We start from the raw sequence: 14099 nt of genomic DNA on the forward strand, positions 1-14099 counted from the left end.
TAACTTGCCAAGTTTTTCCTGTAAAGCTAAATCTAAATCTTCCTCTTATGGTTATGCTTTTGTTAATTTTCTGTTAAATTCTGAACAGACCATTATTAAAATTGCAAAAAGCCAAAACAAAAGCCCCATTTGCATATTAAAATAAACATGGTCAGTCAAACCGCCCACTAAAATACCTGCAGACGCCATTAAATAACCTCTGCCAAAACCCTGAAGCCATCTGCTTTTACCAAAACGGGCCAATTCAGCAGCTTTCCAGATAATACAGAACCATAAAAGCAAGAATACTGCCAATCCATGCCAACCCAGTTCTGCCGTAATATTCAGTAATAAATTATGACAATGATACATAATGACGTCAGGATTGTTAAGATAAAAATCATATTCCGGATAAATAAACTGATATCCATACCAGCCAACACCCCACGGATGTTCTTTAATAATAAATAACGTACTTTCCAGATAGGCAAATCTAAGAGCAACAGAAGTATCTTCAGTCCCAAAAATAGAAATTATCCTATGCCATACTGCGCCACGGGCAAACCACATTCCCAAAATACCAATGCCTATGAGAGGCAATAAAGCCCGACGGCAAAAGCATACGCAAAACAACAATAATCCAACAGCTAAAGCAACCCAATTCCCACGTGAATATGTGTAAAGCAAACAAAGCCCGGCTATTAAAATTCCGCTGCCAAGTACCAGCTGCCACATTTTTTCTTTACTTGTACTAAGCAATCCTGTAATCAATGAAATAACCAGTACAAGATATCCGCCCAAAATATTCGGATTGACCAGAGTGGAAATAACACGTGTTTTCAATTCCGGAAAAGCATCATTATCAACCCAGGCCTCAGTAGGTACAACCCCAGTAAAATGCTGTACAATGCCATATACCGAAACAAACAATGACATTCCCAAAAACACACTTATTATTTGCAGAGGCCTGGGCCACTCATGCCACTTGTGCAAATCCAAGTCACTAGCTGCAGATGTTTTTTTATCAACAGCATAATGCAAAATCAGCCAGACCAATAGCGCGTATTGACCGACAACATAAATAAAATTGTAGGTAGACAATACCTCATCAGCTGAATTATGCAGCGACCAATAACCAAGTAATAACAGTAACCATAATAAAATCTGTACAAAACGTGGTAAAACAGGCTTCCTTTTTTCATGGCGCCGCAAAAACGCAACAATAAAGCCACTGAAGCCAGTGACTGCCACCATTGCCGAAGAAACTTCCTGCTGCAGCGGGATAACAGCTATTGTCGCCAACAACAGCCAATATACATATTTTTCTAAATTGGCATATTTTACGGCCGCAGCAGTCATCAATGACACCCAGCTTTCGCTTTCAAAAGCATATTCTTAAAATTCCCTACCAAATAAAGGGAACCGCATACACATATTACACTGTCTGCATCAGCTCCGGTTACAGCGGCTTCATACGCAGATGCCAAACTGTTCATAGCTTCAGCCTGATTTCCAATAAGGCTGGCCAATTCTTCAGCAGATGCTGCTCTGCCACCTTCGTCTGCCTTTACCGTATAAACTGTATCCATAGGTCTGAAAAGCTTCCCTATGACGCTTTTCATATCCTTATCACCCATCATCCCAAAAACAAACGTCCTTTTCTGCTGCGGATAATATTTATCGAGAGCATTTCTTAAAGCATCTGCTCCAGCCGGGTTATGAGCTCCATCCAAAATCACGTCAGGATTTTGAGAAATACGCTCTAGTCTGCCTGGCCAAATAGTGTTAGCAACACCAATATGCAAAGCTAATTCATTGATCCTGTCATCCTGTTTGGAGACAAGTTTAGCAGCAACTACAGCTAAAGATGTATTCGCTATTTGATGTTCGCCAGGCAAATTAATATTGTAGTCAGAACTATAATACTCACCTGCATGCAAAGTAAAAGTCTGCCCCTCCATAGTGCTTTTCACTTCTGTGCCCCAAAAAGCACTGCCATAAATATACAATTTGGACTGCTTGAACATCGCGACAGCTTTAATCGGTCCCAATGCATCATCTCCATCTGCGGCCGTTACTACCGGAACATTTTCCTTAATAATTCCTGCTTTCTGCATTGCAATCCGTTCTACAGTCGCACCGCAGCGATCAGTGTGATCCAAACTGACATTAGTAATAACAGAAACTACCGGAATGATAACATTAGTTGAATCCCAAAGTCCCCCCATGCCAACTTCAATGACTGCATAATCTACATTTTCCAAAGCAAAATACATAAAAGCAGCAGCAGTCAAAACCTCAAACTGTGTCGGCTGCTCACAAATGCCCTTTGCCACCACACTGTCTGCCGCCTTTTTCACAATAGTAATCAGAACTGCAAAACTATAATCATCAATATCCTGCCCGTTGATAACAAGTCTTTCATTATACTTTACCAAATGCGGTGACGTAAATTTACCTGTTTTCAAATCAGCAGCAAGCAAAATATTCGCTATCATACTGCTGACAGAACCTTTGCCATTTGTTCCTGTAACATGAATGGTCTTTATTTTTCTTTCAGGATTCCCTAATTCCCGCAATAATCCTTCAATACGTTCCATTCCCAAACGAATGCCAAATTTCCCCAAACTATCCAGATATGCCAATGTCTCCTGATAATTCATTTTAACCTCCAATTAATTACGACAGTAAAAACACAAAAAGCGGCGCGGAGTATCCGCGCCGCTTCGGCTGTTACTTTAAAGTTGCCAAATAAGTCAGACGTTCTTTCACGGCTTCCATTTTACCGCTCAGTTCCTCTGCTTTAGCCTTTTCCTTTTCAACTACATCAGCCGGAGCCTTTGCCAAAAAGCCTGCATTATTTAGCTTACCGGTAACACGTTTGATTTCTTTATCCATACTTTCCAGTTCTTTATTAAGACGCTGGGTTTCTTTTTCTACATCGATCAATCCTGCCAGAGGCAAATATACCTCGATTCCGGCAATAACAGCGGCCATAGCATTTTCAGGCTTGCCAGCCCCAATATCATCAATTATAAGCTCATCGATACTGCCCATCAAATTGATATAATTTTTATTGGCTTCAACGATCTCACGCAGTTCTGCATTCACTAACAAAATAGCCGGCACCTTTTTGCCTGGAGCAGCATTGACTTCCGCACGCATATTACGAATAGCTTTAATGCTTTCCATAATTGCCGTCATACCAGTTTCTGCTTTATCATCAAACAATCTCTCATCAACAATAGGCCACGGTGCAATCATGATACTGTTACTTTCGTGCGGCAGACACTGATAGATTTCTTCAGTGATAAACGGCATGTACGGATGCAGTAACTTCATAGCCGATGTCAGCACCTCTGCCAGGACATGCTGTGCCGTAGCTCTTGCCTCAGGATCTTCCTTATTATAAAGCCGCGGCTTAGCCAGTTCAATGTACCAGTCACAAACTTCACTCCAGATAAAATCATAAATAAGACGCCCTGCTTCACCCAGCTCAAATCTGCCCAAAAGTTCAGTAACATCTTTAACCGTATGCTGCAGCCGCGAAAGTATCCATTGATCAGCAAGTGTATATGGAGCCTGCTTGGCTTCTGCATCATAACCTTCCATATTCATCAAAGCAAAACGTGATGCGTTCCAGATCTTATTAGCAAAATTGCGTGTTGCTTCTACGCGTTCCCAGTAAAAACGCATATCATTACCAGGAGTATTGCCTGTGATCAGCATAAACCTTAAAGTATCAGCGCCGTACTTTTCAATAACTTCCAGCGGATCGATACCATTGCCGAGTGATTTACTCATTTTACGTCCCTGGCTGTCACGCACTAAACCATGAATAAAGACTTTATCAAAAGGAATATCCTTCATAAACTCCATACCCATAATCAGCATTCTCGCAACCCAGAAGAAAATGATATCATAACCTGTCACCAAAACACTGGTTGGATAAAATTGCTTTAACAAATCTGTTTTTTCAGGCCAGCCCATAGTAGAGAACGGCCATAAAGCTGAACTGAACCATGTGTCCAAAGCATCTTCATCCTGATGTACCGCACCACCGCATTTCGGACATTTATCAATATCAACGCGCGATGCAATAACTTCGCCGCAAGCATCACAATACCACACAGGAATCCGGTGCCCCCACCAAATCTGACGGGAAATACACCAATCACGAATGTTTTCCATCCAGCCGGTATAAGTTTTGGTAAACCGTTCTGGAACAAACTGTGTTCTGCCGTCTTCAACACAATCTACAGCCGCCTTTACCAACGGCTCCATTTTTACAAACCACTGTTTGGAAACCAACGGCTCTATTACACTGCGACAGCGCTGACAATGGCCTACAGCATGATTATGCTCTTCTATTTTTACTAAGTAACCTTTTTCCTGCAGTTCGTGTACCAGATTTTTACGACATTCATAACGTTCCTGGCCTGCAAATTTGCCGGCCTCTTCAGTCATATAGCCATCCATACCGATAACTACGATACTCTCTAAATTATGACGCATACCCATTTCAAAATCATTAGGATCATGAGCAGGAGTAATTTTTACAGCACCTGTACCAAATTCTAAATCGACATAACTGTCAGCAATAATGGGGATCTGACGTTCGGTTAAGGGCAGCTGCAGCATTTTACCGACCAGATGACCATAGCGCGGATCTTCAGGATTGACTGCAACAGCAGTATCACCCAGCATCGTTTCAGGCCGTGTAGTGGCTATCGTAAGATAAGTTTCCATCTCACCAACAACAGGATAGCGGACATACCACAAATTTCCGGCATCATCTTCATGTTCAACTTCAATATCACTTAAAGCAGTATTGCAGTTAACACACCAGTTAGTAATACGGCTGCCCTGATAAATAAGCCCTTTTTCGTACAAAGAAACAAAAACCTCACGAACTGCCTGTGAACAGCCCTCATCCATCGTGAAACGTTTGCGTTCCCAGTCGCAGGAAACACCCAGGCTTTTTAACTGCTCGATGATACGGTCACCATATTTATCTTTCCATTCCCAGACACGTTTAATAAATTCTTCACGGCCCAAGTCATACCTGGTCTTTCCTTCTTCTTTTTTTAAAACTTCCTCTACTTTGATCTGAGTAGCCAACCCCGCATGATCATAACCGGGCATCCATAAAGTATTATCGCCCATCATCCTATGCCAGCGGATCAAAATATCCTGTAAAGTATTATCTAACGCATGTCCCATATGCAGCTGACCGGTAATATTCGGTGGGGGGATAACAATACTGAACGGCTTTTTATCTGCTTCTACCTCAGCATGGAAATAACGGTGTTCTTCCCAATATTTATACCATTTTTTCTCGACCGAAGCCGGATCATAAACTTTAGGAATATTGTGTTCTTCTGCCATTTTACTGCCTCCTAAAAATAAATAACGTCCTGTTCCAAATTAAGAACAGGACGAAAAACTCCGCGGTACCACCTATTTTCCCAGACTTAAATCAAAGTTTAGTCCGGACACTTGAAACGCGTAACGTGCGCTAACGGATAAACCTACTTTGATTTCAGCCTACCGACTCACGGACGACTTCAAAGCCATAAAGCTAGGTACGTTGCAGCCTGGCATACCCTCTCTGTGAGCTCTGTACTTTTACTACTTCCAGTCATCGTCATTTTAAATATAAATTTAGGTAGCTATAATATTATCAATTGCCGCTCACAGTGTCAAGCATTTCTTCTCGAATCAGCTATTTGTAAAAACAAAATTCTATTATTACTCAGAAACGCCAGCCTGAGACAGCTCAGGGTTTTCAATACCTTCGATGCCGCCTATGTTGCCACGCAGAACGGCCCCCGGCTCAACAACTAAACTTCCCGCTTTAATATCACCGTTTAAAACTCCAGAGGCTAAAATCTCTAAAGTGCCGCGGGCCACTATATTACCTGTAACATTCCCGGCCACAGTAACATTTTCCCCAAAAATATTCGCTTCTATCACACCGTTGGGCCCGATTAAAACATCGTTCTCCGAAACAATAATGCCTTTAAAGTGGCCATCAATACGCGATGCGCCCTTAGTCTGCAAATTGCCGCACAGGATCGAATTTCTTCCAAGCAAAAACTCAAATTCTTCCAAAGGCAAGGTGCTGACTGCTACTACATCTTTTTTATTTTTCCCAAACATAGTTTTCTCCTTTTATTATCTTACTAATTCCAACGGATCTGTTGTCTGCCCGTTGACCAACACTTCAAAATGCACATGCGGCCCAGTACTATACCCGCTGCTGCCAACATAACCGATGACATCACCTTTACTTACGCTTTGCCCTGCCTGAACTGCCAATTTACTCATATGACCATAAGCTGTTTCGTAACCATATCCATGCTGAATCCTTACATAACGGCCATAACCGGACACCCAGCCAGCCTCTTCAATAGTGCCAGACGCGCTGGCATAAACCGGAGCTCCATAGTCATTGGCAATATCAACTCCCGGATGCCAGTCATAAGAACGATTACCGAAAGGATCGCTGCGTCCGCCAAAATATGAAGTAATAGTCCCTCCATTAGTTGGCCAAAGTGTCGGCAGCGCTGCTTTGCGCTGGTTCAACTCGCGTAATCTGCCAAGTAAATCATTCAACGTAGCTTTTCTATCTTTGACCTTTTCCTGCAGCACCTTGTTCTGCGCAGCATAGATATCAACAGCTTCTACTTTAGCCGCCTGAGGTCCGCCTTGTCCAAGATACTGACTGCGGTCGATCCCGGAACGTGAAGGCTGCACTGCGCCTTCACCAAGCTCTCGCCGAACCGCCTCTTCCAGTTTGGAAAGCTCTGCCATTTCTTTTTCAATAGCTTCATTTTCCTGCAAAAGCTGACCTATTTTCTGTTCCTGAACAGCTTTTTCACTCCTGTAGGTCAACAGTTCCTGTTGATCCTGATGTGCCTTGTACAAAATATGCGAAGACTGAAAAAGAACACCTGCACCAAGTAAACAGAGCAAACCGCAAACAATACCAACCTTTTTCAACAGGCTGAGGCGAAAATGGATGCTCCTGGGTTCGTGCCCTTTATGAGGTATCAACATAATCGTATATACTGAATCAGACTCTTTTCTTTGTCTCTTTATCGGTTCCAATATTCTGCGCTCCTTTGATCCCTGACAACTTCAAACTTTTAAACTCAAACATATATTATTTTCTCACATCAGCCATAAAAATACTATACCTTTAAAAATTTTTTATATAAAAACGCTATAAAAAATTCAGTAAACATGCCATTGCCAACACATCTGCCATATTTGTGAACAATATGAAAAATAAAAACGCAGGCAAAAGCCTGCGTTTTTAAAGTAAACATCAAACTACAGCACAGTCATTACATTCTGCTGCCGATCTGGTATATCAGCAAAGCCATGCAATATGCCAAGCCTGTTTGATATAGGAGGGCAAAGAAAGTCCAATGCCAGCTGCCCATCTCGCGCCTGATCGCGCCAATAGCAGCAAAACACGGAGATGCCAGCAATGTAAAAATCATAAATGCATACGCACTGGCAGGCGTGAACATGCTTTGAATAGTGGTAATCAAAGTCGGATCTTCTTCGGTAGCTTCAGCAACTCCAGCCAAGATACCAAATGTAGAAACAACTACTTCTTTAGCTAAGAAGCCCGTAATTGCTGCGAAAGCAGTCTGCCAGCTGTCAAAGCCAAGTGGAGCAAACACAGGTGCCAGATAATGACCGATAACAGCCATCATACTGTCCTGAGCATCAACCATTTCAAACGAAAAATCAAAGGATTGCAATAACCACACCAATCCGGAGGCCAGGAAAATTATCGTGCCGGCTTTAACAATAAAACCGCGGGCACGTTCCCAAGTATGAATAAGAATATCTTTTGCCCGCGGCCAGTGATATGCAGGCAATTCCATAACAAAGTTCGCCGGTTCACCGGCAAAAGCCTTGGGTTTTTTCAACAGAATACCTGAAACTACAACCATCACTATACCCCAGAGATACATCGAAGGACCGACCCAAGACTGCTCTGGAAAAAAAGCTGCCGCAAACAGAGCAAACACCGGAAGTTTAGCATTACAAGGAATAAACGGCGTCAGCATAATCGTCAGTTTACGATCACGTTCATTTTCAATCGTACGTGCTGCCATGATACCGGGAACACTGCAGCCGGTACCGATCAACATCGGAATAAACGACTTGCCTGAAAGCCCGAATTGCCTGAAAATACGATCCATAATAAAAGCAACACGTGCCATATAGCCACAGTCTTCCAGGAAAGACAAAAATAAGAACAAAAGGCAAATCTGCGGTACAAAGCCAAGTACGGCGCCAACACCGCCAATGATTCCATCAAGTACGAGCCCTGACATAACTTCAGAAGCGCCAGCTGCTTCCAGCAAAGCACCTGCGTATTCACTGATGCCTTCAAATAATTCTTCCATCCAGCCGATAGTTTCATCGCCCAAGGTCTGGATACAAATATAATAAACAGCCCACATGATGCCTAAAAATATAGGTAATCCCAAAACACGGTTAGTTACAATACGATCTATTTTTTCTGAAACAGTATTTGCATAATCAACATTGGCACTTTTATAACAGCTGCGCAGCATTGAGTCTATTTTCTGATAACGTCCGGAAGCGATGATACTTGCCGCATCATCATCAGCCTGCTGTTCAAAACGGGTAATCAAGACCTCTAGTTTGTCAAACACACCTTGAGATAATTTCAGTTTTTCAAGCAGCTGCCCATCACGTTCCAATACCTTGACTAATTGCCAGCGGCGTTCTATATGCGGCATAGGCGCTACCATTTCGCCAATTTCCTGCAATACGCGTTCAACTTCTTCTGAAAAGCTGTTGGGGTCTTTTCTGTCACATTGTGTTTGAGCAATCTGCACCGCCCTTGCCACGAGCTGTTCCACACCTTCACCGCTGGTAGCTGTAATCGGCACAACCGGGCACCCTAACTCTTTAGAGAGCAGCTCCGTGTCCAGTACATCACCGTTAGCTCTGACAAGATCCATCATATTGAGCGCAACTACAACTTTACAGCCCATTTCCAAAAGCTGCATCGTTAAATACAGATTACGTTCCAGGTTCGATCCATCAACTATATTAACTATAACATCAGGATTTTCTTCCAAAAGATAATTACGGGTTATTACTTCCTCCGGAGAATACGGAGATAAAGAATAAATACCCGGCAGATCCATGACCTCAAAGCCATCATGTTTTTTAAGTTTGCCGCCCTTACGTTCAACGGTTACACCAGGCCAGTTTCCAACGTATTGTTTACTGCCTGTAAGATTATTAAATAGTGTGGTTTTACCGCTGTTTGGATTGCCCACTAGTGCTAATGTCTTACTCAAAATAGTCCCTCCTCGAATCAACTTTCACTAACTTTAAATCAAAATTTATTCCACCAGAATGTTCTGCGCATCTGCTTTGCGCAGCGAAAGCTCATAGCTGCGTACAGTTACTTCTAATGGATCTCCCAGTGGCGCGACTCTTCTGACGGTCACCGGTGTCCCCTTTGTCAAACCCATATCAACAATTCTGCGTTTCAAAGGTCCGGTGGCACAAACTTTTTTGATAGTTACGGTAGAACCGATAGGAACTTCTTTTAATGTCATCATACTTTTGCCCTCCTCACATTAGCTTACGCTAATTAGCCCACTTTTAAAAAGTTAGCTTTCGCTAACCTCTTAAAGTTTACTACTGCTAACTTATTTTGTCAACAACAATTTATTGCTTCTGATATTTTCACAATATTTCAACAAAATTATTTACCTGTACAATGATTTTATTATCCCTTTAAACTTTTAAATTTAAAGTTTTTTCAAAAAAACAGGACAGCATGTTTTAATCTGCTGTCCTTATAATGATTGAATAATAATATTTATATTTTTTTATACAAAATACGAATGGAATTCAAAACGCAGAGTATGGAAACACCAGTGTCGGCGAAGACAGCCGCCCACATAGACGCATAGCCTGCCAACCCAGCAGCCATGATAATAATCTTAATTGCCAAAGCAAAAAATACATTCTGCCAGGCAATTCTGGTTGTTTCCTTCGCTAGGGCAATTGCCTGAGGAATAGCCTGCATTTCCGAGTTCATAAATACAACATCTGCTGCCTCAATAGCAGCATCAGCACCACTGCCCATGGCAGCGCCAACATCGGCGCCTGCTAAAACGGGAGCGTCATTTATACCATCACCGACAAACATCACTCCACCATATTGTTTGCGTAAGCGGCCCAACTCATTGAGTTTATCCTGCGGCAGAAGCTTAGCTCTTACTTCGTCAATTCCAGCAGCACGTGCCACTGCCTGTGCGCTTTCTGCCGCATCACCTGTAAGCATGGCTGTAGTTAAATTCATCTTTTTAAGGGAGGTAACAGCAGCTACCGCATCCTCTTTCAATGTATCATCAATAATTATTTGTCCTAAATACTTTCCGGCTCTGGCAACCAGCACTTCCGTACCATAATTATCTTCTTCCCTAACAGAAAAATCAATTTCAAACCGTTCTAACAATTTTTTATTGCCACACAAAATTTTTCCATCTGAAACCTCGACAACTAATCCTTCACCGGCAATTTCTTCAAATGTTTGCGGCCGTTCGAGTTTCAACTCACGTTCTTTGGCCGCATTTACTATACTTGTAGCAATCGGATGACTGGAAACAAGTTCTGCGGAGGCACAAAGCTTCAACAGCTCATCTTCTTCCATGCCACTTACCGGAACCAGCTTTTGAACAACAAAATTCCCTTTGGTCACAGTACCTGTTTTATCCATAACCACTGCTTTAACATTTTTCAGGGCTTCTATTGTAACGCCGCCCTTAAAAAGAATTCCATATTTCGAGCCGGCTCCAATGCCTGAAAAAAACGCCAAAGGCACGCTCAGCACCAGTGCACATGGGCAGCTGATAACCAGAAATGTTAAGGCTGTATAAGTCCAATATTCCCAATTTCCTGTTATAAAGCCGGGTATCACAGCAGTTAAAACAGCTACTGCCACAACAAACGGAGTATAGATACGCGCAAAACGTGTTATAAACCTGTCTAACTGTGGTTTGCTGGCAGCAGCATTTTCTACAGAGTCTAAAATTTTGGTGACCATAGATTCAGCCAGGACTTTTTCTACTCTGATTTTCAGCATCCCTGACGTATTAATACAACCAGAAATAACTTCATCGCCAAAACTGCGTTTTACCGGCACAGGTTCTCCTGTCACTGGAGAAGTATCAAGCAGGCTTTCACCTTCTATAACTACTCCATCCAAAGGAATACGATCACCGGCACGTACCAGTAAAATGTCACCAACATTGGCTTCCTCTGCCGGGATAACACGCACATCTTCACCAATCAGCAAATTAACTACTTCCGGACGCATATCGACAGCTTCCATAATCTGACCACGACTTTTTTCAACCGCACGATGCTCAAAATATTCTCCGATACGATAAAACAGCATAACTCCAACAGCTTCTTCATATTGATTGATAGCAAAAGCACCTAAAGTAGCTACTGTCATCAGGAAGTTTTCATCAAAAACCTGTCCCTTCGTACTATTTTTTAAAGCGGTTAAAACAATCCTTCCGCCCAAGAGAATATATGCGGCAACAAGACAGTAAATATGATAAGCTTCCGGCACGAGTCCGGTAATTTCGCTGATTATAAACAAAATTCCGCCAAACACTATTTCTGCCAGTGAACGCTGTTCATCCGACATTGAAAGTATTCCACCGCTTTTTTTACGCTGATTAATATTTTCAGCCAATACCGGCTTGCCTATACGTTCAACTACTTTTACACCTGCTTCGATCGTACTGCAAATTGCCTGGACCTGTGGCAGCAATTGTGCGTGATTCTTCGCTGTCAGCCGCAGTTGTTTCGTAGCATAAGTTATCGTTGCAGCAGAAACATCCGGCAAATCATTGATAGCCTTCTCCATTTTTGCGGCACAATTGGCACAGCCCAGGTTCTCTAACAGGTATACCTTGCTTTCAAAGTTGAACGGCATCATCCCACTGCGTGGCACAACTTCTACATCCGATTCTATAGAAGCACAGATTTCACGAATGGCCGGCAGCAATACCTCGTGATTTTTGGCCGATAGACGCAGCTGTTTTGTTACAAAACTTACTGAAGCATATTCTACTCCAGGCAATTCTTTAATCTTATATTCCATTTTGGCGGCACAGTTGGCACAACCCAGATTTTTTAAAGCATAAACTCGTTTTATACAATCAGCATCAGGCATTCTGCAGATACAATTTTCCAAGCTTTCACCACAAACATCGCAATATTCCTCATGTGGATGGCAGAGCTCACATTGACAGTCATCTGCATGCCCGGGCACATGATGATCATGCCCACAGCCACAGGCTGCATCATGGTCATGGCCGCTTTCTCCTTTGTGATAATGTTCGTGTCCGCAGCCACAGGCTGAATTATCGTTATGGCCGCTTTCATCTTCGTGATGATGATCATGTCCGCAGCCCTGACTGTTATGTTCATGTAAATTTTCTAAAGCATGCTGTGTTTTGCTCATTTTCCAGCCTCCTTACTTTTACTGTAATCTTATTATAACACATGAGCAAATATTCATATATAGTTTTTTGAAAAATTTTACAAAACTTTTGAGAAAAATAATACAGGCAGCTTCCATTCATTTAATATGGAAACTGCCTGTTAAAATAGCCTTAATCTTTCTCAAAATACCTGCTTCAGTTACTGCAAATTTAGAAGGTTACCTGTAAACGATTCCAAATAATCTGAGAATCACGTCCGCTTTCTTTACCTTCCAAATCATAGTAATCCAAATTATAAACCATATTCTTGGCCAAAGTATAATTTATACCAACACCATAACCTTTAAAGCCTTCTTTAGTGAAGTATCCCCAGTCACCAGCTTTCATCGTATGAGCAATAAATGTACCTGCCCCCTGATCATAATAATTTCCCCAAAGTCCCCAGGTCCCCTGTTTGGCGGCCTTGGCACCCTTATAAGCAGCACTGATGACAAAGCCGTCCGTATCAGCACCTTTTTCAACAGCTTTATCAGAAATATCAGAATTAAGATACATCGCCCCTAAAATAAAGTCACCAAAATTATAATTTGCCCCTGCATTCCAGACCGCGTTATTAGAAATTTTCGTAAACCCGGCATCTAAATCTTCAAATCTATCATAACCGGCAGCTAAATCCAAGCGGCCGATTTTACCAGATAAACTGGCGCCATAGCCCTTATCTGCCATATAACCGGAATCTTTTTCAGTAATTTGCCCCCAATAGCCGCTAATTTTTACATTTTTACCATATGTTAACTGAATAACTTCTGCAGTATCGTCATAAAGGTTGCCATTAGCTAAAAATACTGGCGCTTTCCCTGCCATAACATTAAATCCACCCAATTTACCTGTAACATAGGCTTGATTGAGTTTGGTATCTTCATCACCGGAATCATTAGCAAGATTCTGGTCATTTTGAATACGGGCCGTATAAGTCCAGTCTTCATTTACACTGCCATTTACAAACAAACGAGTGCGCAGACGATTTTTTGCAACACTGCCTTTGTCTTTCTTAAAATCTCCGTCACGCCCTGCATATTCATAACGGATTTGTCCTGTAATCTTCACATTATCCGCTTTTTTCTCTAAAGCTGCTACGCGTACTCCCAAGCTGTCCAGTTCATCGGCAAATTCTACAGCCAGGCGGTCAACATTAGCGCCTTTAGCCATAGCTTTTGCTACAATTTGTGCCATTTCATAACGTGTCATCAGACGTTCGCCGCCAAAATTACCATCGCCATAACCATCAATAATTCCGGCTGCCGCCAGTCTGTTAACGGCATCATAAGCCCAATGCCCGGCCGGAACATCAGAAAAAGGATTAGCGGCATACACTGAAGCAGTCACTCCAAGTACCATTGCCATAGCAAGCACCAAAGTTTTTTTCATCATAATCAACTCCTAAAAAATATATATGCTAAGCACACTTTGACCGATTTTATATTTTTAAAAGCGTACTTATTTGGCTGTGTTTAAATATGAATAAATAAGTATTTATTCATCAAAAAATATTTTTATATTGCAGCACCCATTAAGACTGCTGCA

At 42.1% G+C, this 14099-nt stretch carries 9 protein-coding genes and 1 other annotated feature; all 9 genes read right to left on the reverse strand.

Annotated features, from left to right (window positions below):
* Positions 1-51 precede the first annotated feature (51 nt).
* Positions 52-1338 carry an O-antigen ligase family protein gene (locus tag C8D73_RS06825; RefSeq protein ID WP_113077728.1) on the reverse strand — a complete coding sequence of 429 codons (1287 nt, stop codon included), beginning with the start codon at positions 1336-1338 and terminating at the stop codon, positions 52-54.
* A complete protein-coding gene (locus C8D73_RS06830) occupies positions 1338-2642 on the reverse strand; it encodes a bifunctional folylpolyglutamate synthase/dihydrofolate synthase (RefSeq protein ID WP_021718249.1) in 1305 nt (434 codons plus the stop codon). The genes C8D73_RS06825 and C8D73_RS06830 overlap by 1 nt, the downstream gene beginning before the upstream one ends.
* Before the next feature lie 70 nt (positions 2643-2712).
* Positions 2713-5367, reverse strand: a complete 2655-nt coding sequence (locus C8D73_RS06835; protein ID WP_046430632.1) for a valine--tRNA ligase — start codon at positions 5365-5367, stop codon at positions 2713-2715.
* A gap of 43 nt (positions 5368-5410) precedes the next feature.
* Positions 5411-5633: a binding site (T-box leader), on the reverse strand.
* A gap of 97 nt (positions 5634-5730) precedes the next feature.
* Entirely contained in the window at positions 5731-6141 is a 411-nt protein-coding gene (locus tag C8D73_RS06840) for a bactofilin family protein (protein WP_021718247.1), read from the reverse strand.
* 15 nt (positions 6142-6156) lie between these two features.
* Positions 6157-7092, reverse strand: coding sequence for a M23 family metallopeptidase (locus C8D73_RS06845; protein ID WP_021718246.1), 936 nt, complete (start codon positions 7090-7092; stop codon positions 6157-6159).
* A gap of 239 nt (positions 7093-7331) precedes the next feature.
* Entirely contained in the window at positions 7332-9341 is a 2010-nt protein-coding gene (feoB, locus tag C8D73_RS06850) for a ferrous iron transport protein B (RefSeq protein WP_170123183.1), read from the reverse strand.
* A 45-nt stretch (positions 9342-9386) separates the two neighbouring features.
* On the reverse strand, positions 9387-9608 hold the full coding sequence (locus C8D73_RS06855; RefSeq protein ID WP_021718244.1) for a FeoA family protein: 222 nt from the start codon (positions 9606-9608) through the stop codon (positions 9387-9389).
* Positions 9609-9871: 263 nt separating this feature from the next.
* The gene (locus tag C8D73_RS06860; RefSeq protein WP_113077772.1) at positions 9872-12244 is read right to left on the reverse strand and encodes a heavy metal translocating P-type ATPase; all 2373 of its coding nucleotides are present in this window, start codon (positions 12242-12244) and stop codon (positions 9872-9874) included.
* Between the two features lie 481 nt (positions 12245-12725).
* The gene (locus tag C8D73_RS06865; RefSeq protein ID WP_346265869.1) at positions 12726-13946 is read right to left on the reverse strand and encodes an S-layer homology domain-containing protein; all 1221 of its coding nucleotides are present in this window, start codon (positions 13944-13946) and stop codon (positions 12726-12728) included.
* Positions 13947-14099: the final 153 nt, after the last annotated feature.

The sequence above is a fragment of the Phascolarctobacterium faecium DSM 14760 genome, from assembly GCF_003269275.1.
In the GTDB taxonomy this organism is placed as follows: Bacteria; Bacillota; Negativicutes; order Acidaminococcales; family Acidaminococcaceae; genus Phascolarctobacterium; species Phascolarctobacterium faecium.